The 23,720-nt window shown below is 63.9% G+C and carries 25 protein-coding genes and 1 tRNA gene; 12 read left to right on the plus strand and 14 right to left on the minus strand.

The genetic code is table 11. From position 1 onward, the window contains the following. Positions 1-5 precede the first annotated feature (5 nt). The 6 genes from pheS to FAZ11_RS16215 form a co-directional block, all read right to left on the minus strand. Entirely contained in the window at positions 6-1,007 is a 1,002-nt protein-coding gene (pheS, locus tag FAZ11_RS16190; protein ID WP_058782231.1) for a phenylalanine--tRNA ligase subunit alpha, read from the minus strand. 96 nt (positions 1,008-1,103) lie between these two features. After that, positions 1,104-1,460, minus strand: a complete 357-nt coding sequence (rplT, locus tag FAZ11_RS16195; protein ID WP_058762410.1) for a 50S ribosomal protein L20 — start codon at positions 1,458-1,460, stop codon at positions 1,104-1,106. Positions 1,461-1,490: 30 nt separating this feature from the next. Continuing rightward, positions 1,491-1,685, minus strand: coding sequence for a 50S ribosomal protein L35 (gene rpmI, locus FAZ11_RS16200; protein WP_058762411.1), 195 nt, complete (start codon positions 1,683-1,685; stop codon positions 1,491-1,493). Between the two features lie 61 nt (positions 1,686-1,746). Next, positions 1,747-2,280 carry a translation initiation factor IF-3 gene (infC, locus tag FAZ11_RS16205; protein ID WP_058762412.1) on the minus strand — a complete coding sequence of 178 codons (534 nt, stop codon included), beginning with the start codon at positions 2,278-2,280 and terminating at the stop codon, positions 1,747-1,749. Between the two features lie 20 nt (positions 2,281-2,300). Further along, complete coding sequence (gene thrS / locus FAZ11_RS16210) at positions 2,301-4,223, minus strand: threonine--tRNA ligase (protein WP_058774058.1); 1,923 nt, start codon at positions 4,221-4,223, stop codon at positions 2,301-2,303. Positions 4,224-4,429: 206 nt separating this feature from the next. Further along, positions 4,430-4,711, minus strand: coding sequence for a hypothetical protein (locus FAZ11_RS16215; protein ID WP_058762414.1), 282 nt, complete (start codon positions 4,709-4,711; stop codon positions 4,430-4,432). Positions 4,712-5,171: 460 nt separating this feature from the next. Here FAZ11_RS16215 and FAZ11_RS16220 point away from each other — a divergent pair, with 460 nt between their 5' ends. Continuing rightward, entirely contained in the window at positions 5,172-5,879 is a 708-nt protein-coding gene (locus tag FAZ11_RS16220; protein WP_058762415.1) for a YfdX family protein, read from the plus strand. A 427-nt stretch (positions 5,880-6,306) separates the two neighbouring features. Here FAZ11_RS16220 and FAZ11_RS16225 read toward each other — a convergent pair. The 4 genes from FAZ11_RS16225 to FAZ11_RS16240 form a co-directional block, all read right to left on the minus strand. Continuing rightward, positions 6,307-6,383, minus strand: a tRNA-Val gene (locus FAZ11_RS16225). A gap of 89 nt (positions 6,384-6,472) precedes the next feature. Next, positions 6,473-6,985 (minus strand): DUF2937 family protein, encoded by a 513-nt coding sequence (locus tag FAZ11_RS16230; RefSeq protein WP_058762416.1) that lies wholly within the window; start codon positions 6,983-6,985, stop codon positions 6,473-6,475. Between the two features lie 18 nt (positions 6,986-7,003). Then, on the minus strand, positions 7,004-7,777 hold the full coding sequence (locus FAZ11_RS16235; protein ID WP_058762417.1) for a class II glutamine amidotransferase: 774 nt from the start codon (positions 7,775-7,777) through the stop codon (positions 7,004-7,006). Positions 7,778-7,875: 98 nt separating this feature from the next. After that, positions 7,876-8,349, minus strand: a complete 474-nt coding sequence (locus tag FAZ11_RS16240) for a hypothetical protein (protein WP_058774059.1) — start codon at positions 8,347-8,349, stop codon at positions 7,876-7,878. An 89-nt stretch (positions 8,350-8,438) separates the two neighbouring features. Here FAZ11_RS16240 and FAZ11_RS16245 point away from each other — a divergent pair, with 89 nt between their 5' ends. From FAZ11_RS16245 to FAZ11_RS16285, 9 genes are all read left to right on the plus strand, one after another. Beyond that, positions 8,439-10,460, plus strand: coding sequence for a S9 family peptidase (locus FAZ11_RS16245; RefSeq protein WP_058774060.1), 2,022 nt, complete (start codon positions 8,439-8,441; stop codon positions 10,458-10,460). A gap of 59 nt (positions 10,461-10,519) precedes the next feature. Then, positions 10,520-11,275, plus strand: coding sequence for an SRPBCC family protein (locus FAZ11_RS16250; RefSeq protein WP_058762420.1), 756 nt, complete (start codon positions 10,520-10,522; stop codon positions 11,273-11,275). Between the two features lie 208 nt (positions 11,276-11,483). Continuing rightward, a complete protein-coding gene (locus FAZ11_RS16255; RefSeq protein WP_058774117.1) occupies positions 11,484-12,335 on the plus strand; it encodes a MurR/RpiR family transcriptional regulator in 852 nt (283 codons plus the stop codon). Positions 12,336-12,376: 41 nt separating this feature from the next. Then, complete coding sequence (gene ddpX, locus FAZ11_RS16260; RefSeq protein ID WP_058774061.1) at positions 12,377-12,952, plus strand: D-alanyl-D-alanine dipeptidase; 576 nt, start codon at positions 12,377-12,379, stop codon at positions 12,950-12,952. Between the two features lie 147 nt (positions 12,953-13,099). Next, complete coding sequence (locus FAZ11_RS16265) at positions 13,100-14,623, plus strand: ABC transporter substrate-binding protein (RefSeq protein WP_420849667.1); 1,524 nt, start codon at positions 13,100-13,102, stop codon at positions 14,621-14,623. Positions 14,624-14,671: 48 nt separating this feature from the next. Further along, on the plus strand, positions 14,672-15,688 hold the full coding sequence (locus tag FAZ11_RS16270) for an ABC transporter permease (protein ID WP_058774063.1): 1,017 nt from the start codon (positions 14,672-14,674) through the stop codon (positions 15,686-15,688). Position 15,689: 1 nt separating this feature from the next. After that, positions 15,690-16,565 carry a D,D-dipeptide ABC transporter permease gene (gene ddpC, locus FAZ11_RS16275; protein WP_058774064.1) on the plus strand — a complete coding sequence of 292 codons (876 nt, stop codon included), beginning with the start codon at positions 15,690-15,692 and terminating at the stop codon, positions 16,563-16,565. A 1-nt stretch (position 16,566) separates the two neighbouring features. Beyond that, positions 16,567-17,550: an ABC transporter ATP-binding protein gene (locus tag FAZ11_RS16280; protein ID WP_058774065.1), complete on the plus strand. Its 984-nt coding sequence runs from the start codon at positions 16,567-16,569 to the stop codon at positions 17,548-17,550. Then, positions 17,547-18,530, plus strand: coding sequence for an oligopeptide/dipeptide ABC transporter ATP-binding protein (locus FAZ11_RS16285; RefSeq protein WP_058774066.1), 984 nt, complete (start codon positions 17,547-17,549; stop codon positions 18,528-18,530). Before FAZ11_RS16280 ends, FAZ11_RS16285 begins: the two co-directional genes overlap by 4 nt. An 8-nt stretch (positions 18,531-18,538) precedes the next feature. Here the strand turns inward: FAZ11_RS16285 and FAZ11_RS16290 are convergent, their stop codons facing one another. Beyond that, positions 18,539-18,988 (minus strand): YcgN family cysteine cluster protein, encoded by a 450-nt coding sequence (locus tag FAZ11_RS16290; RefSeq protein WP_058762427.1) that lies wholly within the window; start codon positions 18,986-18,988, stop codon positions 18,539-18,541. A gap of 137 nt (positions 18,989-19,125) precedes the next feature. On the opposite strand from FAZ11_RS16290, the gene FAZ11_RS16295 reads away from it, so the two are divergent. Beyond that, positions 19,126-19,722: a nitroreductase family protein gene (locus FAZ11_RS16295; RefSeq protein ID WP_058774067.1), complete on the plus strand. Its 597-nt coding sequence runs from the start codon at positions 19,126-19,128 to the stop codon at positions 19,720-19,722. Here the strand turns inward: FAZ11_RS16295 and FAZ11_RS16300 are convergent. From FAZ11_RS16300 to rnd, 3 genes are read right to left on the minus strand one after another with little or no spacing between them, the layout of a single operon-like run. Then, on the minus strand, positions 19,707-20,648 hold the full coding sequence (locus FAZ11_RS16300) for a D-2-hydroxyacid dehydrogenase (RefSeq protein ID WP_058774068.1): 942 nt from the start codon (positions 20,646-20,648) through the stop codon (positions 19,707-19,709). The genes FAZ11_RS16295 and FAZ11_RS16300 overlap by 16 nt on opposite strands. Beyond that, on the minus strand, positions 20,645-20,947 hold the full coding sequence (locus tag FAZ11_RS16305) for a YcgL domain-containing protein (protein WP_058762430.1): 303 nt from the start codon (positions 20,945-20,947) through the stop codon (positions 20,645-20,647). The genes FAZ11_RS16300 and FAZ11_RS16305 overlap by 4 nt, the downstream gene beginning before the upstream one ends. Beyond that, positions 20,944-22,098, minus strand: coding sequence for a ribonuclease D (rnd, locus tag FAZ11_RS16310; protein ID WP_058774069.1), 1,155 nt, complete (start codon positions 22,096-22,098; stop codon positions 20,944-20,946). The genes FAZ11_RS16305 and rnd overlap by 4 nt, the downstream gene beginning before the upstream one ends. 285 nt (positions 22,099-22,383) lie before the next feature. Here rnd and FAZ11_RS16315 point away from each other — a divergent pair, with 285 nt between their 5' ends. Beyond that, positions 22,384-23,694, plus strand: coding sequence for an OmpP1/FadL family transporter (locus tag FAZ11_RS16315; protein WP_058774070.1), 1,311 nt, complete (start codon positions 22,384-22,386; stop codon positions 23,692-23,694). The last annotated feature ends 26 nt before the right edge of the window (positions 23,695-23,720 follow it).

Raw genomic sequence — 23,720 nt, forward strand, 5'->3', positions numbered from 1 at the left:
GGCGGCTAGCGGAATTGCGCCAGGAAGCGCAGATCGTTGTCGAAGAAGAGGCGCAGGTCGTTGACCCCATAGCGCAGCATGGCCAGGCGCTCGGCGCCCATGCCGAAGGCGAAGCCCTGGTACTTCTCCGGATCGATGCCGGCCATGCGCAGGACATTGGGGTGGACCATGCCGCAGCCCAGCACCTCGAGCCAGCGCGAAGCCGGTTCGCCGTCGCGGCTCGGACGACGGATATCCACCTCGGCGGAGGGCTCGGTGAAGGGGAAGTAGGACGGACGGAAGCGCACTTCCAGCTCTTCCTCGAAGAATTCGCGCAAGAAGCTCACCAGGGTGCTCTTGAGGTCGGCGAAGCTGACTTCCTCGTCGATCACCAAGCCTTCGACCTGGTGGAACATGGGCGAATGCGTCTGGTCGCTGTCGCAGCGGTAGACACGACCTGGACAGATGATGCGGATCGGCGGCTGCTGGCTCTCCATGGTGCGGATCTGCACCGGCGAGGTGTGGGTACGCAGCAACATGTTGGCGTTGAAGTAGAAGGTGTCGTGCATCGCCCGCGCCGGGTGGTGGCCGGGGATGTTGAGCGCCTCGAAGTTATGGTAGTCGTCTTCGATCTCGGGACCGGTGGCGACGCCATAGCCGATGTTGGCGAACAGGCGCTCGATGCGTTCCAGGGTGCGGGTGACCGGATGCAGACCGCCGGAGGCCTGACCGCGTCCCGGCAGGGTCACGTCGATACGTTCAGCGGCGAGGCGAGCGGCCAGCGCGGCCTGCTCCAGCGTCGTCTTGCGGCTGTTGATTGCGTCCTGGACACGTTCCTTGGCGGCGTTGATCAGGGCACCCGCTTGAGGGCGCTCCTCCGCCGTGAGGTGGCCCAGGGTCTTCATGATCTGGGTCAGCTCACCCTTCTTGCCTAGGTAATTGACCCGGAGCTGTTCCAGGGCATTGGTGTCTTCGGTGTGCCGCACGGCCTCCAGGGCTTGGGAGACCAGCGCATCCAGGTTTTCCATCTAGGGACTCCAGATACAAAATAGGGGAAGAGCTATGAGGCTCTTCCCCTATCGATAACGTTGCTTCGCGCCAGAGGCGCGAGATTGCCGGGGGGCTTAAGCCAGCGAAGCTTTAGCTTTCTCGACAATCGCAGCAAACGCCGCTTTTTCGTTCACGGCCAGATCGGCCAGCACCTTACGGTCGATCTCGATGGCCGCTTTTTTCAGACCGGCGATCAGACGGCTGTAGGACAGACCGTTGATACGAGCACCAGCGTTGATACGAGCGATCCACAGAGCGCGGAACTGACGCTTACGCTGACGACGGTCACGGTAGGCGTATTGGCCTGCCTTGATTACCGCTTGCTTAGCGACGCGGAAGACGCGCGAACGGGCACCGTAGTAGCCTTTGGCGAGCTTCAGGATTTTCTTGTGACGGCGACGAGCGATGACGCCACGCTTAACACGAGCCATGAGTAACTTCCTCTAGATTCTTGACCAGGATTAACGAAGGCGCAGCATGCGCTCGACCTTTTGGACGTCGGATGCATGCATCAGCGACGTACCGCGCAGCTGACGCTTACGCTTGGTGGTCATCTTGGTCAGAATGTGGCTCTTGAAAGCGTGCTTGTGCTTGATGCCGCCAGCAGTTTTCATGAAGCGCTTCGCAGCGCCGCTTTTGGTTTTCATCTTTGGCATGTTCGGATACTCCGCATTGAGTGATTACGCATAACCGCAAGGCCTGCCAGTGCCCTGGTGGTTACTTTTTCTTCTTGGGGGCGATGACCATGATGAGTTGGCGTCCTTCCATCTTAGGATGCTGCTCAACGGAACCATGTTCGGCGAGGTCGGCTTCGACCCGCTTCAACAGCTCCATGCCCAGCTCCTGGTGGGCCATCTCCCGGCCGCGGAATCTCAACGAGATCTTGGCCTTGTCCCCCTCGGTTAGGAAACGTACCAGGTTGCGTAGTTTTACCTGGTAATCCCCTTCTTCCGTCCCTGGACGAAACTTGATTTCTTTGACCTGAGCCTGCTTCTGGTTCTTCTTCGCCGCCGCGACTTGCTTCTTCTTCTCGAAGACGTGCTTGCCGTAGTCCATGATCCGGCAGACCGGGGGTACGGCGTCGGCGGTGATTTCCACCAGATCCAGCTTGGCGTCTTCAGCAGCCTGCAGGGCCTCCTGGATGGAGACGATGCCTACTTGCTGACCATCGGCGCCAATAAGGCGAACTTCCCGGGCGGTGATATTTTCGTTGATCGGTGCCCGAGGTGCGGCTCGCTTGTCTTGTCTCATGTCACGCTGCTTGATAGTGATTACTCCGATTCTTGCCGGCCACGCCGGGAAACCGCTTGCGTGAGCAGCTCGCGGAAACGCTCGATGGGCATGGAGCCCAGGTCAACGCCTTCACGGGTACGCACGGCAACGGATCGTGTCTCAACCTCCCGGTCTCCAATAACCAGGAGATAGGGAACCTTGAGCAAAGTATGCTCGCGGATTTTAAAGCCGATCTTCTCGTTTCTCAAGTCGACCTTGGCGCGGAAGCCCTCGGCGTTCAATTCGCCGACGACCTGCTGGGCGAAATCGGCCTGTTTGTCGGTGATGTTGAGCACCACCGCCTGGGTCGGCGCGAGCCAGGCCGGGAACAGACCAGCGTAATGCTCGATGAGCATGCCGATGAAGCGCTCGAAGGAGCCGAGGATGGCACGGTGCAGCATTACCGGACGCTGGCGACTGTTGTCTTCGGAGACGTAGCTGGCGTCGAGACGCTCGGGCAGGTTCGGATCGTACTGTAGAGTACCGCACTGCCAGTTACGACCCAGGCAGTCCTTGAGGGTGAATTCGATCTTCGGCCCGTAGAACGCGCCCTCGCCCGGCTGGTATTCCCAGTCCAGACCCGAGGCATTCAGGGCGTCAGCCAGTGCCTTCTCGGCGCGATCCCACAGCTCTTCCGAGCCAACGCGCTTGGCGGGCCGGGTAGAGAGCTTCATGGCCACGTCGGTGAAACCAAAGTCGGCATAGACCTGCAGGGTCAGCTTGATGAAGTCAGCCGCTTCCTTCTCCACCTGCTCCTCGGTGCAGAAGATGTGGGCGTCGTCCTGGGTGAAGCCACGCACACGCATGATGCCGTGTAGGGCACCCGAGGGCTCGTTGCGGTGGCAGGCACCGAACTCGGCCAGGCGCAGCGGCAGGTCACGGTAGGACTTCAGGCCTTGATTGAACACCTGCACATGGCAGGGGCAGTTCATGGGCTTCACCGCGAAGTCGCGATTTTCCGAGGCCGTGGTGAACATGTTCTCGGCGTAGTTGGACCAGTGACCCGAACGCTCCCAGAGGATGCGATCGACCACCTGGGGCGTCTTGATCTCCTGGTAGCCGTGCTCGCGCTGAACCTTGCGCATGTACTGCTCGAGTACCTGGTAGACGGTCCAGCCATTGGCGTGCCAGAACACCATGCCGGGCGCTTCTTCCTGGAGGTGGAAGAGATCGAGTTGCTTGCCGATGCGGCGATGGTCGCGCTTCTCGGCTTCCTCGATGCGCTGGATATAGGCGGCCAGCTGCTTCTTGTCGGCCCAGGCGGTGCCGTAGATGCGCTGCAGTTGCTCGTTCTTGGAGTCACCGCGCCAGTAGGCACCGGACAGTTTGGTCAGCTTGAACGCCTTGAGGAAGCGGGTGTTCGGGACGTGCGGGCCCCGGCACATATCGACGTATTCCTCGTGGTAGTACAGGCCCATGGCCTGCTCCTCGGGCATGTCGTCGATCAGGCGTAGCTTGTACTCCTCACCCCGGGACTTGAACACCTCGATGACCTCGGCGCGCGGCGTCATCTTCTTGATGACGTCGTAGTCCTTGTCGATCAACTCGCGCATCCGCGTCTCGATGGCCGAGAGGTCGTCGAGGGTAAAGGGACGCTCGAAGGAGATGTCGTAGTAGAAGCCTTCGTCGATCACCGGACCAATGACCATCTTGGCGGTCGGGAACAGCTGCTTGACCGCATGACCCACCAGGTGGGCGCAGGAGTGGCGGATGATCTCCAGACCGTCCTCGTCCTTGGCGGTGATGATCTGGAGGTTGGCATCCTGCTCGATAAGATCGCTGGCATCGCGCAGTTGACCGTCGACACGACCGGCAATGGTGGCCTTGGCGAGACCGGCGCCGATGGACTGGGCGACTTCGGCTACGGTGACGGGCTTGTCGAACGGACGTTGGCTACCGTCGGGGAGAGTAATGACAGGCATGGCGCCTCCTCAACTCAGTGGTGACCCATACCAAGGGCCACATGGTGGGATTGGCCAGTAAGCAGCCGCATCGCTGGAAATCCCGCCGCACAGTGGCAGGGCCGCAAGGCATTCCGGGCGACGCGAAAGATTCACTGGAAGTTTGGGGACGGAAATCCTTTCAGAAACGGGCACCTGACGCAACTGCGCAGATGCTTTCGGCCAGATCAGCGCGCGGCGTCGGGATACTTCTTGAGGAACTGCTTCTGCATTTCCTGGCAGTTCTCCAATAGCGACTGCCGATCGGCTGGCGTGGTGTCGGGTGCATTGGCCCGCGCCAGGCACTGATCGATGGCCTGCTGCTCGTTGGCGCGATTGGCCGGTGTCGCGTAGTGACGATAGACGTAGATGATGGAGCCGAAGACCACCACCGCGAACAGGATCGACAACAGGATCAACCCCAGGCAGCCGCCTTTGCCGATCTGCCGCCCTTCACCACCCTGAGTCATCGCTACCTCCTCGCTATCCCGCACCAAACCGCCACCCTGCATCACATGGACACAGCACATAAAATTATCTGACATTCTACGTTAAAAGCTGGACCACCACGAGCACGAGATAGAACACCTACCAACACCAGCAACCGCCAGATCATTCAACTTACCCTAGCCACACACAGCGCCATTCAGCCGGCATTCAACTTTAGCCAGCCTATGGAACCTTAAGTTTTACTTATTAAACCGGGCGCAACCCCACCGCAAAGGGGATGATAAAAAATAAAAGCCTGATGACCTTTCCCTCAAAAATAAGTTTCTCCCGAATGAAACTAAAAAGTTTTTCGCTCTTAACCAATTGTTAAGACGCACTGACAGATCATCGACACCAGGCACTACAGAACCTAGTTAGAACCCCGTTCTGGTACCTGAGCAGTCCACTTCACTTAAATGCATGTTCCATGGAGGTAACAAAATGAACGTCAAAAACAAACTGGCAAAAAGCATTCTGGTCGCCGCCATTGTAGCTGCTTGCTCGTCCGTGGCTTATGCCGCCACCGAAGCTCCCAGCCCAAGCGCCCTGAGCAGCTTCCAAGCCCTCTCTACCCAAGGCCAACGCGCCTTTGTGGACATCTCCAGCGCTCGGATCGAGCTCTTCCAGGGACAACCGAAGAAAGCACTGGAGCAAGTCAAGGAGGCTCAGCATGCGCTGAAGCTTGCCGAGAAAGACAATACGGCCTTTACCAAAGCAGCCAGTGACCTGCAGGTCAAAGACAGCCAAGGCAAGGCCGACACGGACACCACTGCGAAAGCTTGGTTGCCCATCTGGGGTGACACCGTCATCCAGGATAACTATCTCGCCAGTCCGCAGAAGGTCAAGGCGGTCGCTGACGCCAATGCGAAACTCAAGCATGGCGATGCCAAGGGTGCTGCGGAAGTTCTACGCTTGGCCGGTGTCAATGTCGATACGTCCATCGCTCTGGCCCCGCTCAAGCAAACCGTAGCCGATGTCGATCAGGCTGCCAAACTACTGGCCGGCGATAAGTACTACGAGGCCAACCTGGCCCTCAAGAAGGTTCAGGACGAAGTGCGCTTCGCCTCCACCGACGTGAACTTCGCGGCTAATGCACATGGTTTGCAACCGGTAGGCTCCTTCACCGAGACCGTCACCCCGAGCAAATAACCACTGACACTTAGCTTAGAAGTAAAAGGGGGCGATCCAGGGGATCGCCCCCTTTTACTTATTCCTTTTCAAGAATGAGCCGAAAGTTCGCCAGCGAAATCTAGATAGAGCCTCCAGGGAGCCTAGAAAGGCGATCGCACGTTCCATAGGCACGAACCAAGGGTAACGTCCTAGCGCTTGGCCGAGTGATCTATCAACGCGGTGGACCTATGAAGCTTCCAAGATTCGGCGGAGCCCCTTCGCCAGCTCCCGACGCGGAAGAGGCAAATCAACCCCATGAAGATTTCCGGGAGATTCATAACTCACCGAACCTTGCACTCGATGAGCGGCACCAGCCATCTCCCAAGAGGATTTTCAAACACCCCAAACGAAAAAGGGCGACCCTTTCGGATCGCCCTTTTGCACCACCAGCAGAGTGGATTTTATTTGGTAGGCACGATTGGATTCGAACCAACGACCCCCACCATGTCAAGGTGGTGCTCTAACCAACTGAGCTACGTGCCTGCTGTGGGTGCGCATTCTACAGACCAGCACCGGAGCGTCAAGCCCTTTTTTCAGCTAAACACCTGAAAACGTGAAATTTTTTATCGAGCCTAGGAAATCCGTCGTGCCGGGCGCCGCGGATAGATAAGGATCGCAAGCCACAGGGCAAAGGTTTCCACCGTCACCGCCAGCGCCAGGCCCAGCCCTACTCCCCAGGCGATAGCCTCAGGTGTGAGAACCACCTGATAGCGATACTGCCGCAGGGTCTCGTCGCGCAGTTCGGTGTTGGGCCGAACCAGAATGTGCCAGGCTCGCTGGTACCAAGGCCCCTGCAGGGCCTGCCACTCTTCGTTGAAGAGCGCGTTGCGGCGTATCAGTACGCCGAGGCTATCGGCGTCGCTGCGAAAGACCGGATCGTCACTGGCCTGGTAGTGCGCCAGCAGGCCATCGAGACTGCCGTTGAAGTATTGCTGCGCGGTCTTGCGAAAGCCGCTCAGGGCCTGGTCGGATTCCAGCCGGTGGGCATCCACCCGCTGCTCGTAGTCGAGCATGAATCCAGGAATCTGCACCCCCACCAACAAGGCCAGGGTGAACAACAGCAGACGAATATAGCTGCGCAGCATCGCTGGAGAGGTTCCTATTCAGAGGCGGCCTTGGGTGACGATCTCACCATTCCACCAGAGGTGCCATTCACCCGGCTGGTGCAGAGTCCAGAGCTCGTCAGTGGTCAGGGGTTCGGTCGCGACGATGGTGACGACATCGTCGGGGGTGGTTTCGGCCTTGAAGTCGATATGGACCTCGGCATCCCGTAAATGGGCCGGACCGAAAGGTGCGCGGCGGGTGATATGGGCCAGCTTGGTAGTGCAGAAGCTGAACAGCCAGTCGCCATCGCTAAGCAGGCAATTGAACACACCCCGCTTGCGAAAGCCGTCGCAGGCGTTCACCAGCTGCGGTAGCAGCATCTCCACCGGTACCGGCTCGGGAAAACGTTCGCGGACCTGATCCAGCAGGCTGCAGAAGGCCGCCTCGCTATCGGTATCCCCAACCGGACGATAGAAGCGTGGCTCGGGACGGAAATCCTGCAGCTGGCCATTGTGGGCAAAGCTCCAGTAGCGACCGCCCAGCTCACGGACGAAGGGATGGGTGTTGGCCAGGTTTACCCCGCCGACGTTGGCGTGACGGATATGGCCGATCACCGTATGACTCTTGATCGGGTAGCCCTGGACCAGCTTGGCCACTTCGGAATCGGCACCTGGCAGGGCATCCTTGAACAGGTGCAGGCCCTTGCCCTCGTAGAAGGCCACGCCCCAGCCGTCCCGGTGCGGCCCGGTACGGCCACCGCGCTGCATCAGACCCTGGAGACTGAAGACCAGATCCGTGGGCACGTTGGCACTCATGCCCAGCAATTCGCACATGTCCCTTCCTCCGGGGTGTCTGCCTGATTCACTCGCGGCTGCAGCCGCTGCCCATGACGATCATGCTGCAGGCGCAAGGCCCTGGGCGCAAGCCTGGATTAGAGGCGCGGCTCGATGCGCTCGCCGCGACTGCGAACGTCCCGCTGCTCGACCGGGGCGGGCGCGCCTTGCCGGGTCGTAGGCGATTCCGGCAACGGGTCATCCGCCGGGGTTTGGGCAGCAACAGGCGCCGGCCGGGGGTGCGAGCGCCAGTACAGCCAGCGGCACAGCACGAAGAGCAGATAGAGCACCACGCCGATGACGCCGGCCGCCGCCAGATTGGCCACGGCCGACCAGGCGCTGTTGCCGACCTTGAACACCAGATCGAGTACCGTCACGGCGATCGCCGGGGCATAGAAGCCGTGCTCGGCGTCCACCAGCACGGGGGTCACCATGAGCACGGCCGCCACCAGACGGATGGGTTCACGCAGCCAGCGCCAGAGCCAGCCGGTAGCCTTGAAGGTCACCACCAACAACAGCAGCGCGGCGACGGCGTAGATGGCCCAGGCGATCAGGTACTCTTGGTCGGTCATTGCGATCCATGGCGATAGATGAGAGGGGAAGCCTATGATAACGGTTTTGCCCCGCCCGCGTGCTTTTGCGCGGCAGCCAAGGAGCCCGCATGACCCAAGCCCCCATTGCCCGCCGCGCCCCAGGCGACGATCCCTACGTCTGGCTGGAAAGCCGAGATGCGCCCGAGGTGCTGGCGCACCTGGAAGCCGAGAACGCCTATCTGGAAGCCCAGCTAGCGCCTCAGGCCGCCTTGCGTGAGCGACTGTTCGAAGAGATCCGCGCACGCCTTCGCGAGACGGATCTGTCGTTGCCGGTCCCACGGGGTGACTATCTCTACTATCAACGCACCCAGGCCGGTGACGAGTATGGCCGCAATTATCGCTGCCGCCGCCCAGTCGATGGCAGCCTGACGCCCGACCCCGCGAGCGAGCAGCTGCTGTTCGACGGCAACGCCATCGCCAACGGTGGTTTTCTCTCCGTGGGTCGCTTCACCATCAGCCCTGACCAGAGCAAGCTCGCCTACAGCCTGGATCAGGTGGGTGACGAGACCTACCGGCTCTATGTGAAAGACCTGACGACCGGTGCCGTGACCGAACTGCCCTTCGACGAATGCGATGGCAGCCTGACCTGGGCCAACGACAGCCGAACCCTGTTCTTCGGCGAGCGGGACGAATCCCATCGTCCGCACAAGCTCTATCGCTATCACCTGGGCGAGGCCGAACCGCAACTGGTCTTCCATGAAACCGATGGCCGCTTCTTCCTCGGCTGCTATCGCTCGAGTTCCGAGCGCAAGCTGTTGTTGCTCTCCCATAGCAAGACCACCAGCGAGGCCTGGGTGCTGGATGCCGATCGGCCGGACGAAGCCTTCGTCTGCCTGGCACCGCGTGAGGAAGGCCACGAGTATTTCCCCGACCATGGCGTCGACGGCTGGTACGTGCGCAGCAACCAGGACGGCATCAACTTCGCGCTGTACCGGGCCGCCGAGGCCAGTCCCACACGCGCTCACTGGCAGTTGCTGGTCCCCCACGATCCGGCGGTGATGCTGGAGGACGCGAGCCTGAGCGCCCAGGCGCTAGTGCTCAGTCTGCGCAGTGCCGGACTGCCGATCCTGGAGGTCCGCCCCTACGGCCAGGCGCCCTACCGCGTTGACTTGCCGGACGAGGTCTACAGCCTCGATGCGATGGACGTGCTGGAATTCCAGAGCCCGGTGCTGCGGCTGCGCTACGAGGCGCTCAATCGCCCCGCGGAAATCCGTGAACTGGAACTGGCCAGCGGCAGCCAGCGGGTGCTCAAGCAGGTGCCAGTGGAAGGCCCCTTCGATGCCGATGCCTATGAAAGCCGGCGCCTCTGGGCGACTGCCTCCGATGGCACCCGCATCCCCATCAGTCTGGTCGGGCGACGCGATCTGCCGCAGAGTGCCCCACTCTACCTCTATGGCTATGGTGCCTATGGCCACAGCCTCGACCCCTGGTTCTCCCATGCCCGCCTGAGCCTGCTGGATCGCGGCGTGCGCTTCGCCATCGCCCATGTGCGCGGCGGCGGCGAGCTGGGCGAGGCCTGGTATCGCAGCGGCAAGCTGGAACACAAGCAGAACACCTTCGACGACTTCATCGCCTGCACCGAGCATCTGCTGGAGCAAGGCCTGAGCACGCCGCAGCAGATCGTCATCAGCGGCGGCAGCGCCGGCGGCCTGCTGATCGGCGCCGTGCTGAACCAGCGGCCCGACCTCTATGCCGCGGCCATCGCCGAGGTGCCCTTCGTCGACGTGCTGAACACCATGCTCAAGCCCGACCTGCCGCTGACCGTGACCGAATACGACGAGTGGGGCGATCCCAACGAGCCGGAAGTGCGTGAGCGCATAGCGAGCTACGCTCCCTACGAGAACGTGAAGGCCCAGGCCTATCCGGCGATCCTGGCGGTGGCGGGTTATCACGACACCCGGGTGCAGTACTGGGAAGCGGCCAAGTGGGTGGCGCGGCTGCGCGAGCGGCGGACCGATCAGGCGCCCCTGCTGTTGCTCAAGACCGAATTCGGTGCCGGACACGGCGGCATGAGTGGACGCTATCAGGCGCTGCGCGACGTGGCTCTTGAATACGCCTTCGTGTTCCGGGTTCTCGGCCTGGCCGCCTAGCGACAGGGAACGGCGGGGGCTCTGGGCAGGTCTTCTCCACAGCCATAGGAGAATCTGTCATGCACCTAGATGCCCCCACTCCCCCTCTCGCTCCTCCGCCGCGCGACGCCGCCGCCATCAAGGGCGTGGAACGCCTGGCCTCGGTGGCTGGCGGTGGTCTGCTAATCAGCCGCGGCCTGGCGCGTGGCGGTCTGCTCGGCCTGCTGACCGGCGCCACCGGTGCCTGGTTGCTGAAGCGCGGCCTGCGCGGACATTGCTCGATCAAGAGCACCCTGACCAAGGTGCGTTTCGAACGCGACGTCCGCCGCTCGTTGGCCTGGCATTCGGCGGCTTCCCAAACGCGGCGGGTAGTCATCGCTCGCCCGCGCGACGAGCTGTATCGCTTCTGGCGCGACTTCTCCAACCTGCCGATCTTCATGCGCCATATCGAGCGGGTAGACGTACTCAACGACCGCTATTCCCACTGGGTGGTCAAGGCACCCATGGGTCGTTTCGAGTGGGATGCGGAGGTCACCGACGACGTGCCCGGCCAGCTGATCGGCTGGCGCTCCTGCGGCTATGCCGGCCTGAACAACCTGGGCTGGGTCAGCTTCGTCGACGTACCGGGCGGCACCGAGGTAACGGCGGTGATGGCCTACGAACCTCCGGCCGGACGCCTGGGGCATCTGTTCGCCCGCGTGCTGCGGCGCGATCCCGGTACCCGCATTGCCCAGGATCTTGCCGAACTCAAGGTGCTGCTGGAACGCGCCCATGCGGTCAGCGATAGATACAGCGCCGTCGAGCGCGCCTCCCACATGGAGTCCCCCCTGGGCTGACCTTGGCCTGCACGGCGTCTCGCCCGAGACGCCGCCTCTCCTGAGCCAGTCGACCCCGACTGGCTTATCTCCCAGCGACCTCCATCGCGCCTTTGCGACACCTATATGACAACCGGCATCCGAGCGCTTGCGGCCTTTGGAACAGCGATGTTAGTTTTTGAACAACAGAGCTATAAATGACAGCTTGATAACATTGCAGGTCGGCCGCGTGAGCAAACCCCTCTTCTTCCAAGCCCTCGAAGGTGCCTTCGCTGAACTCACGCCCACCGGCAAGCGTGTGGCGGGCTACTTGCTGGCCAATCCGGAGAAGCTGCCCTTCGAGACCGCCGACAGCATCGCCCAACGCACTAACACCACCGGGATTTCCGTGGGTCGGCTGCTACGCTCCCTGGGCTATCGCAACCTCGACGACGTCAAGCAGAGCCTGAGAGACGAAGGTCTGGAAGCCTGGCGCATCACCGATCGCTTCAGCGCCTTTCGCCAGCAGAGCGGGCGCAGCGATGCCCTGGATCGCTCCCTGGCCGCCGAGCTCGCCGCCATCGAGGACGTCTACCAACTGGCGCGCGGCCCGGTGTTCGAGCAGGTGGTGCAACAGTTGACCGACGCCGAGGCCGTGTTCATCGCCGGTATCCAGACTACCCGCGGCGTTCTCGGCAGCTTCCACAGCCTGCTGGAATACATCCGCCCCAAGGCCTTCTACGTCGACGGCCTGTCCGGCACCTATGCCGACATCTTCAACAGTGGCTTCACCCGCCCCTATCTGGTGGTAGCCGACTTTCGCGCCTACTCCAGCGTGACCCGCAAGCTGTGCGAAGCCGCCCGCGATGCCGAGCTGCCCCTGGCGCTGATCACGGACTACCACTGCCCCTGGGCGCGGGACTATCCGGCCGACCTGCTGCAACTGCGCCTGGAGGTCGACCAATTCTGGGACTCCCTGGCGCCCCTGGCCTGCCTGCTGAACCTGCTGGTATCAGCGGTGGCGGATCGCTCGGGCGATGCGCTGGAGCAGCGCCTGGCCAGCAACCGCGTCCTGCAGCAGCGCTTCGGTCAATTCGAGTGAGCCCAGGCCGCCCTTTTCATCTCAAGGAACCACCCCATACCGTGAACCACCCAGAACTCGTCGAGATCGACGCCCACCGCTACGGCGTGGATATCCACCTGGTCTATGCGAGCGCCGACAATCTCGCCGGCAAGATCCTCTACCAGGATGCTCACTGCCTGCTGCACCGCGATGCCGCGATCCGTCTGCAAAGAGCCAGCGAACTGGCCCGACAGGCCGGGCTGCGCCTGCAGGTGCTGGACGCCTATCGCCCGCCCTATGCCCAGGAATTGCTCTGGCGCGCGCTGCCGGATGCGCAGTACGTGAGCGATCCGACCCAGGGTTCGCATCACAGCCGCGGCGTGGCGGTGGACGTAACCCTGCTCGACGAGACCGGCATGCCGCTGGACATGGGCACCGGTTTCGACGACATGCGCGAGCTGTCGCACCTGTTCAACCCGGCCGTGCCCGTCGCGGCCCAGCGCCATCGCCTGCTGCTGCTGGGCGTCATGCAAAGCGCCGGCTTCACCTTCATCCCTAGCGAGTGGTGGCATTTCGAGCTGCCCGATGCTCGCCGCTATGCGCTGATCGATTACCACCATCTCAGCCAGGAGGATCTTGCCGCCCTGCTGAGCTGATCCAGCCGGCGACCGGATCGTTCGAATCCAGCGCCGCGAGCCCAAGGCTCGACCGTCTTGCCCTCTGCCGAAACACCCTAAAACCAAACAATCCGAGGTACCGGCATGTTCTCGTCTTCGCGCACCTGCGTTTCATCGGCGTCCCGAATGCTCGCCCTGGTTTCCCTGCTGGGCCTGGGTGCCTGGCAACCGGCCAGCGCTGCCACCGCGACCGACACCCTGGTCATCGGCAAACCAGCCGATTTGCAGACCGTCGATCCGGGCGTGACCTTCGACAACAATGACTGGACGGTGACCTACCCCGCCTACCAGCGCCTGATGCGCTACAAGGTGGAAGATGGCAAGGGCAGCACCGACGTCGAGGGTGACCTGGCCAGCGGCTGGACCGTTTCGCCCGACAACCTGGTGTGGACCTTCACCCTCAAGTCCGGCAATAAATTCGACGACGGCAGCGAGGTGACCGCCGAGGCGGTCAAGTTCTCCATCGAACGCCTGATGAAACTCAAGCAGGGCCCGTCCAGCATCTTCCCGGCGGACATGACGGTGACGGTGGTGGATCCCCATACGGTGAAATTCACCCTGCAAAAGCCCTTCGCGCCCTTCCTCTTCGCCCTGGCCCACGATGGCGCCAGCGTGATCAACCCGAAGGTGGCCAGCGCGCATGGCAAGGACGTGGACGCCTGGCTGGCCGGCCATACCGCCGGTTCCGGCGCCTACCGCCTGGCCGCCTGGCAGAAGGGCCAGTCGCTGACCCTGGAGCCCAATCCGTACTATGCCGGCAAGGCACCGACCCTCAAGCAGGTAGTGATCCGCATCATCGCCGAGCCTTCGGTACGTCGCCTGCAACTGGAACAGGGCGACCTCGACATCATCGAGGACCTGCCCGAAGACCAGGTCAAGGCCCTGGCGCAGAAGCCCGGCTTCGTCACCACCGCCTACCCCTCGCTGCGGGTGACCTACCTCTACCTCAACAACAAGCGCGCGCCCATGAACGACGTGCACGCGCGCAAGGCGGTGGTCGACTCCCTGGACTACCAGGGTATCGTCGACGGTATCGCCATGGGCAAGGCCAAGCTCATGAACGGGCCGATCCCGGACGGCATGTGGGGCCACGATCCGAGCCTGCCACTGCCCAAGCAGGACCTGGATGCCGCCCAGGCCGAGTTGGGCAAGGCGCCCAAGCTGCGCGAGTTGCAATTCCTCTATTCGGACAAGGACCCGGCCTGGGAGCCCATCGGCCTGACCCTGCAGGCGGGCCTCAGCGCGCTCGGCGTCAACCTGAAGATGGAGAAGCTGGCCAACGCCACCTTCCGCGAACGTCTGGGCAGCGGCGACTTCGATGTGGCCATCGGCAACTGGAGTCCGGATTTCGCCGATCCCTACATGTTCATGAACTTCTGGTTCGACAGCACCAACGCCGGCCTGGCCGGCAATCGCTCCTTCTACAGCAATCCCAAGGTGGATCAGCTGCTGCGCGACGCCGCCAGCGTCAGCGACGTGGCCCAACGCAAGGCGCTGTATCAGGAAGCCCAGAAGATCGTGGTGGGCGACGCCGCCTATGCCTATCTCTACCAGAAGGCCTATACGGTGCCGATGCGCGAGGCGGTCAAGGGGTACGTGTTCAACCCCATGCTCGAACAGGTCTTCGATTTCGCTGCGATGTCCAAGTAAGGGCGACGGGTGCCGGCGAGTTCCGGCGCCCGCCTCGCGAGGTTAGCCATGGCCTTCTTCCACCTGCTGCGCAAGCAGCTGACCGATATCCTCATCGTGGTCATCGGGGTCTCCCTGATCACCTTCGTCATCTCGCACCTGATCCCTGGCGATCCGGCGCGGCTGATCGCCGGCGAGCGGGCCAGCGACGAGATCGTCGCCAACATCCGCCATCAACTGGGCCTGGATCTGCCGCTATACCAGCAGTACTTCCGCTATATGAGCGACCTGCTGCACGGCGACCTGGGGCAGTCGATCCGCACCCATCGACCGGTGCTGGAGGACCTGCGGACGTTCTTCCCGGCCACCCTGGAACTGGCGCTGGTGGCGCTGCTGCTGTCGATCCTGATCGGCGTGCCCCTGGGGGTACTCTCGGCGGTCTACACCAATCGCTGGATCGATCACATCAGCCGCACCCTGGCGGTGGCGGGCATCTCCACCCCGGCGTTCTGGCTGGGGCTGGGCCTGATCGTGCTGTTCTACGGCCATCTTGGCTGGCTGCCAGGGGGCGGCCGCCTGGCCCAGGGCATGACGCCACCGCCGACGATCACCGGCTTCTATCTCATCGACACCCTGCTGGCCGGCGACCTGCCCGGTTTCGTCAGCGCCGCCAAGCACCTGGTGCTGCCGGCGGTGACCCTGGCCTTCGTCAACCTGGGGGTGATCACCCGGCAGATCCGCGGCGCCATGCTCGAGCAGTTGGGCGAGGACTACATCCGTACCGCCCGTGCCTATGGCCTGTCGCAAGCCACCGTGGTGCTGCGCCATGCCCTGCCCAATGCGCTGATCCCCTCCATCACGGTGATCGGCCTGGCGCTGGGCGATCTGCTCTACGGTGCGGTACTCACCGAGACGGTGTTCGCCTGGCCGGGCATGGGCGCCTATGTGGTCAAGTCGATCCAGGCGCTGGATTTCCCGGCGGTGATGGGCTTCGCCATCGTGGTGTCCTTCATCTATGTGCTGCTCAACCGCTTCATCGATCTGCTCTACCGGCTGGTCGATCCCCGTATCGGCAAGGTGAACTAGCATGACGACCCTGACCGCTTCGCGCCCCCTCTGGCAGGAGCAACTCGCCTGGCTCGCCTGGCGTATCCGCCGCAATCCACTGATGCTCACGGGGCTTCTGATCACCCTGCTGGTGCTGCTGTGCATGATCGCCGCGCCTTGGCTGGCGCCCTACCAACCCAATGCCCTGAAACTCACCGCACGCTTACAGGCGCCCAGCGCCCTGCACTGGTTCGGCACCGACGAGGTAGGTCGTGACCTGCTCAGCCGGGTCATCTACGGTAGCCGCCAGTCGGTGGGCGTCGGCCTGTTCGTCGCCTTCGCCGCCTGCATCAGCGGCGGCCTGCTCGGCTGCCTGTCGGGCATCGTCGGCGGCGCCTTCGACCGCCTGACGATGCGCCTGATGGACATCATCCTATCGGTGCCCTCGCTGGTGCTGATCATGGCCCTGGCCGCCGCGCTCGGGCCGAGCCTGTTCAACGCCATGCTGGCCATCACCCTGGTGCGCATCCCCTTCTATGTGCGCCTGGCGCGTGGCCAGACCCTGAGCATCCGCCAGTTGGCCTATGTGCAGGCGGCGCGCACCTTCGGTGCCGGCAAATGGCACCTGGTGCACTGGCACGTGGCGCGCAACGCCATGCCACCACTGCTGGTGCAATTCAGCCTGGACATCGGCAACGCCATCCTCATGGCCTCGGCGCTGGGCTTCATCGGCCTGGGCGCCCAACCGCCCACCGCCGAGTGGGGCGTGATGGTCGCCAGCGGCCGCAACTTCATCCTCGATCAGTGGTGGTACTCGACCTTTCCGGGCCTCGCCATCCTGGTGACCGCCATCGGCTTCAACCTGCTGGGCGATGGCATCCGCGATCTGCTCGATCCTCGCCAAAAGGGCAAATGACATGGGCCAGCCCGTACTGCACATCGACCAGTTGAACCTAGAATTTCCCGGCTTTCGCAGCAGCGCCAAGGCGCTCAATGGCGTCAGCCTGAGCGTGGCGCCTGGCGAGATCGTCGGCGTGGTGGGCGAGTCCGGCTCGGGCAAGTCGGTCACCGCCATGCTCACCCTGGGCCTGCTGCCGCGCGGCAGCTATAAGGTCACCGGCGGCCGCGTCGATCTGGTGGGCCGCGACATGCTGGCAATGAGCGAGCGCCAGCTGATGGAAGTCCGCGGTCGCGAGGCGGCGATGATCTTCCAGGAGCCGATGACCGCGCTCAATCCGACCCGGCGCATCGGTCAGCAACTGTTGGACGTGATCCGCCGCCATACCACGCTGGACGCCGGCCAGGCCCGCGCCCGTGCCATCGAGCTGCTCAAGGACATGCACATCGCCGATCCCGAGCAGATCCTCGAGCGCTATCCCTTCGAACTCTCCGGCGGCATGCGCCAGCGCATCATGATCGCCCTGGCCTTCTCCTGCGATCCGCAGCTGCTGATCGCCGACGAGCCGACCACCGCGCTGGACGTCACGGTGCAGCGTCAGGTGCTGCTGCTGTTGCGCGAGAAGGCGCGGGCCCGGGGTACCGCCATCCTGCTGATCACCCACGACATGGCCCTGGTCGCGCAATTCTGCGACCGCGTCTATGTGATGTATGCCGGCGGTATCGTCGAACAGGGTGCCACGGCCGCGGTGATGCAGGCGCCACGGCATCCCTATACCCAGGGCCTGCTGGCCTGCCTGCCGGAGAAGGCGGTGCCGGGCAGCGACTTGGCCAGTATCCCCGGACAGGTACCCAACCTCGCCCAGCTACCCGGCGGCTGCACCTTCAAGGACCGTTGCGCCCGGCGGCATGAACGCTGCGAGACGCGGCCTGGGCTGCTGCCCACCGATACCCCCGATCACCTGAGCGCCTGCTGGCTGCAGGCCGAGGACGCCCCGGCATGACTTCTCTTTCTCCTTCCGCCGCGCCGTTGCTGGAACTCCAGGGCGTCGAGGTGCGCTATCCGGTGGGCCGTGACTGGCTCGGCCGCAGCAAGGGCCAGGCCCACGCCCTCAATGGCATCGACCTGCGCCTGTTTCCCGGTGAAACCCTGGGCGTGCTGGGCGAATCCGGCTGTGGCAAGAGCACCCTGGCCCAGGTGCTGATGGGCCTGGTAGAACCGGTGCGCGGCACCCTTGAGGCCACGGGCTCGACCCACGGCCAGCGCAATATCCAGATCGTCTTCCAGGACCCGCAGTCTTCATTGGACCCGCGTCTACCGGTGTGGAAGTTGATCACCGAACCCCTGGTGGTACGGGGCCGCAAATCCACCGCCGAACTGCGCACCGTGGCCCAGCGCCTGGCGCGGCAGGTGGGCATCCGCCCGGAATACCTGGATCGCTATCCGCACCAGTTCTCCGGCGGTCAGCGCCAGCGCATCGCCATCGCCCGGGCGCTGTCGTCCGACCCGGACGTCATCATCCTCGACGAGCCGACCTCGGCGCTGGACATCTCGGTGCAGGCGCAGATCCTCAATCTGCTGGCCCAGCTACAGCGCGAGCGCGGTCTGACCTTCGTGCTGATCTCCCACAACGTCTCGGTGGTCCGTCACCTGGCCAATCGGGTGGCGGTGATGTACCTGGGACAGATCGTCGAGCTGGGCGCGGCGGCAGAGGTGCTGGAGCGGCCCAGTCATCCTTACACTCGGCTCTTGCTGGAAGCGGTGCCGCGCCTGGACCAGCCCCTGACCGGTGACGCCGCCGCCCAGCGTACCGAGCTACCGGGCAACCGGGTGCTGCCGAGCGGCTGCTTCTTCCGGGATCGCTGCGCCCAGGCGGGGGCCGGTTGCGAAAGGCCGCAGGCCTTGCTGCCGGCGACGCGGGTGGAGGTGCGCTGCCATCGCGCAGCGGGGCTGGCGATGCCGGCGCCTGTCGCTCTGGCCTGAGCGGAAGCTCAGCCAGCGCGGAAGATCAGATAGTCTTCCCAGTCATCCTCGGCCACTTGCGTCTCGCTGAGCATGCGGCCGGATTGGGAGATGCCGGCCTTGTGCACCGCCTCGCGGTCATCGCAGATCAGCGGGTGCCACTCCGGTAGATCCTTGCCCTCGGCCACCAGGCGGTAGCCGCAGGTGGGCGGCAGCCAGGCGAACTGGTCGGCCTGGGCCGGGGTGAGCTGGATGCAGTCGGGGACGAAGCGGGTCCGTTCGGCATAGCGGCTGCACTGGCAGGTCTTGAGGTCCAGCAGCTTGCAGGCGATGCGGGTGTAGTAGACGGCGCCGTCGTCCTCGTCTTCCAGTTTCTGCAGGCAGCACAGGCCGCAACCGTCGCACAGCGACTCCCATTCCTGGGCATCGAGCTGATCGAGGGTCTTGCGCTTCCAGAACGGCTGGGTGATGGCGGCCATGGCGAGTCGTCGGAGCTGAAGAGAGGGCGCGCAGTCTAGTGCCGCGGGCCGCAAGCGCCAAGCACCGTTCGCGCCCTTGTCGGTTCCGCCCGGCCGGATTACCGTGCGGGACTCCCCTTTCCCACCGTGGTGAAGCCATGACCCATAGCAGCCGTACCCCGCAATACCCCGTTGACGAACAATTCGTCCAGCGTTGGTCGCCGCGTGCCTTCGCGCCGGTCGAGATCGAAGAAGCAACCCTGCTCGGCTTCATCGAAGCCGCGCGCTGGGCACCGTCCGCCTTCAACGCCCAGCCCTGGCGCTTTCTCTATGCCCGCCGCGGCGATGCCCACTGGGAGCTGTTCCTCAGCCTGCTGGCCGAATTCAACCGCGGCTGGGCGCAGCACGCCTCGGCGCTGGTGATCATCCTGTCGAAGACCACCCATACCCGCGCCGGCAGTGGCGAGGAAGTGCCCTTCCCCAGCCACAGCTTCGATGCCGGTGCGGCCTGGGCCTATCTGGCGCTGCAGGCGACCAACGCCGGCTGGCACGCCCACGGCATGGCGGGTATCGATCGCGAAGGCATCCAGCGTGAATTGCAGGTGCCGGCCGCGTTCAAGGTCGAGCTGGCGGTGGCCATCGGCAAGCTGGGCGACAAGGCCAGCCTGCCGGAGTCGCTACAGGGACGCGAGCTGCCCAGCCCGCGGCTGACCATCGAGGAGCTGGCGGTCGCCGGGCCCTATACCCTCGGCTGAGCGGCGAGCTCGACGGCGCCGCGCAGGGGCTGCCCCTGTTGCAGGCGCTGGAGGTTGTCGAGGAACAGCTGGACAGCCGCCGTCGGCGGCGTGGGTCCGGCGACGTGGGCGGTGAGCTGCAGATTGGGCGTCCGCCAGAACGGATGCTCGACTGGCAGCGGCTCCTCACGGAACACATCCAACACCGCCCCGGCCAGATGGCCGCTGTGGAGGGCGTCGATCAACGCGGCGTCCACCACGCTGGTGCCCCGTCCGGCATTGATGAACAAGGCGCCCGCGGGGAGCACCGCGAAGAAGTCCGCGTCATAGAGATCCCGGGTGCTGGCGCTGTCCGGCAGCAAATTGACCACGAAATCCGCCGCGGCGGCGGCTTCCCGCAAGGCCGCGAGCGGCACGACCCGGGCGAAGCCGGGCAGCGTCCGCACAGTGCGGGCGACGCCGGTGAGGGTCATTCCGAAGGGCGCCAACAGGCGGGCGATGTCCTGACCGATGTCACCCGCCCCCACCAGCAGCAGCCGGCGTCCGGCCAGGGTGCCCGGGGCGCGGGTGTCCCAGCGGCGCTCGCGCTGGCTGAGCTGGCGAGCCGCGACCTGGCGTTCATGCTGCAACAGATAGGTCAGCACGTACTCGCCGATGCTTTGACCGAACAGGCCCACGGCGCGGCTGAAGCGGTAGTCGCACGGCAGGTCCGCGGCCAGCAGGGGGGCATAGCCGGCCCAGGTCGATTGCAGCCAGCGCGGCTTGACGCCCCGGCGCAGCAGCGCTGCGGCAAGGTCCGGCTGACCGAGCCAGTAGCAGGGCTCCGCCGCCAGGCGCTCGGCGTCGGCCTGGTCCGCCGGCACGTGCAGCTCCAGCCCGGGCGCCAGCACTCGCCAGGCGTCGAGATAGCCGTCCGGCTCCTTTTCCAGCAGCAACACCGCCGTCATAGCGGATCGTTGAGACGCAGCAGTTCTTCGGGCAGGTGCTCGATGTAGTCGTCGCGTTCCAACTCCGGCGGCGGCATCTGCAGGTGGTAGCCCTGCTTGTCGATGTTCTCGAGGACCTTGGCGACGTCTTCCCGCGCCAGCTTGCGCTCCGGGGTGAGCACGAACTCGAAGGCCAGTGCCGGGGGGCCGAAGGCCGTGAGTAGGCCCTCGGGAACGCGGGTCAGGCCCTTGAGCTTGTCGACGTAGAGGTACATTTCCGGCTTGCGCGGGCTGCGGTAGATGGAGCAGAGCACTTTCATGGGGCGTTTTCCAGGGGCGCAGGCGTGGTGCGCTGCGCCTGCAGGTGATCGAGAAGAGCCTGGCCGAAGCGCTCGCGACGCCAGCCGCGCAGGTTATCGGGCAAGCGGTAGTCGCCATCGGGCCAGCCGCTGCGCAGCAGGGCTTCGAGCACCTTCTTGCGCAGCATCAGCTCCGGCGCCATGCCCAGCGCCTCGGCGTCGCGCTCGCCGATGGCGCGCAGGGCCTTGAGCAGCGGCGAGACCTCATGGGGCAAGGGCTCGCCCTGCAATTCCGGCCACTGCTCGGCAGGCGTGGCCTTACCCTCGGCGATCAGCGCCAGCAGGGTATCGCCGTCCTGGCGCACGGTGCGCGGGTGCATGTCGTCGATACGGGCCAGGGCCTGCTTGTCATCGGGCTGGAAACGCGCCAGCGGCCACAGCGAGCGTTCGCGCAGCACATGGTTGCGCGGCTGGTCGCGCTCCCGGGCGGTGACTTCCCGCCAGTGGCAGAGCACCCGCAGCACGGCCAGTTGCTGGCGCGACAGCCGCCAGGCCAGCTTGACGTCACGGTAGGCCTCCCAGGGATCGCTGGTGCGGCGCAGATTGGCCACCAGCTCGGCACCGTCCTCCAGCAGCCAGGCGCGCCGGCGCTCGTCCAGACGCGCATCGAGCTGGCGATAGACCTCGGCCAGATGGGTCACGTCGGCGGCGGCATAGCGCTCCTGCAAGGGCGTCAGCGGACGTTGCAGCCAGTCGGAACGGGTCTCGTCCTTGGGCAGGTCGATCTGCAGCACCTCGGCCACCAGCCGCGAATAGCCCATGGAATGGGCCAGCCCAAGATAAGCCGCCGCCAACTGGGTGTCGTACAGCGGCTGCGGCAGGCTACCGGTCAAACGCAGCAACACTTCCAGGTCTTCACTGCAGGCATGCAGCACCTTCACCACCGCGGAGTCTTCCAACAAGGCGGCGAAGGACGACCAGTCATCGATACACAGGGGGTCGACCAGATAGGCCTGCTCACCGTCACCGATCTGGATCAGGCCGGCCTTGGGATAGAAGGTGTCGACCCGCATGAATTCGGTGTCGAGCGCGATAAAGGGCAAGCTCTGGCAACGCTGGCAGAGAGCGGCCAACGCCGCGTCGTCGCGGATCCAATGAGGGGCAGAAGTCAAGGGCGCACTCCGAACAGGTAGGCTGACAGTATAAGCCACCCGGACGCAGAGCATCGGCGCCCATTGCGACAGCGGTCGGCCGCTTCGGTGCGGGGCATTCAGCGGCTTTCCAGGCGGGTTCGTCGGATGAACGTTCCATGACTAGGCCGAACCAAACGTGACCGAATAGTTTTTTTTGTATTCGCCCGCTGGGCCTGCTAAAAGCTGAGTGTGCGCAGGTACTCACTCGGACATGGGGATCCGCGGAGGTAAGCGCTTCTCGCCTTTCAATGGAGCTGCAAGAGCATGAAAACAATAAAACTGTCCCTACTTGCCTTAGCCGTCTCGAGCACTTCCGGCTATGCGCTGGCCAACGGTCTGGCCATCAACGAGCAAAGTATCAGCGGCATGGGTACCTCCTTCGCCGGGCGTTCTTCTTCCGCGCAGGATGCTTCCACCATCTATGGCAACCCCGCCGGCATGTCGCGCCTGGGTCGCGAGGTCTCCTTCGGCGGCGCCTATATCCACGCCAAGGTCGACATCAAGGACGCCAACGCCCGTTATGCCAATGGTCGACCGGTACCCGGCAGCAACGACGGCGACATGGTGCCGAACTCGGTGGTGCCCTTCGGCTATTTCGTGACCCCGGTGGATGATCGCCTGCACTTCGGCCTGGGTGTCTACGTTCCCTATGCGCTGATCAGCAACTACGAGCACGCCTTCCAGGGCCGCTACCAGGGCCAGGCGAGCAAGGTGGAAGTCATCACCGTGCAGCCCACCGTCAGCTACAAGATCACCGACAAGGTTTCCATTGGCTTCGGTCCCACTATCAACCGGATCGAAGGCAAGCTGAACAGCAACCTGAGCGCCGGAGCCTTCGGTGGCGGCGATGCCCAGGTCAAGATCGACGGGGACGACACCGCCTACGGCTTTAACGTCGGCGTCCTGGCGGACCTCACCGACGACCTCACCTTCGGCCTGACCTATCATTCCAAGGTCAGCTACGAACTCAAGGGCCATACCGAAGTCAGCGGCGCGGGCAGTGCCAACCCGACCTTCAATGCCATCCTCAATCGGCTCAATGGCAAGTACAACGGCAGCCTGGACCTGACCCTGCCGGAGAGCACCGACGCCTCCTTCACCTATCACCTGAACAACGCCTGGACGCTGTACGCCGGTGCCACCTGGACCCGTTGGAGCCGTCTGCAGTCCATCACGGTGGAAAACGAAGGTACTCCCACTCTGCCGGCTCCGATCGGCAACCGCCTGGGCGAGATCACCGAGGAGTTCAACTGGAAGGACACCTGGTCCTACGCCATCGGCGCCGCCTACCAGTTGAATCCGCAGTGGGTGTTGCGTGCCGGCATGGCCATCGACCCCTCCCCGGTGGACAACGCCGACCGCAACGTGCGCGTCCCAGTGGGCGATCGCAAGACCTTCTCCCTGGGTGCTGGCTGGTCCCCGACCAAGGACGTGACCATCGACGTGGCCTATGCCTATCTGTGGGAAGACAACGTCAAGGTCAACCGCGCTCCCGATGCTCTGCGTGGCGGCTACAGCGCCAAGTACGACAACAGTGCCCATGGCCTGGGTGCCCAGCTGACCTATCGCTTCTAAGCACCAGGGTTCGCCGCTCGAAGCCG

Source organism: Pseudomonas rhizoryzae (assembly GCF_005250615.1).
Taxonomy (GTDB): domain Bacteria; phylum Pseudomonadota; class Gammaproteobacteria; order Pseudomonadales; family Pseudomonadaceae; genus Chryseomonas; species Chryseomonas rhizoryzae.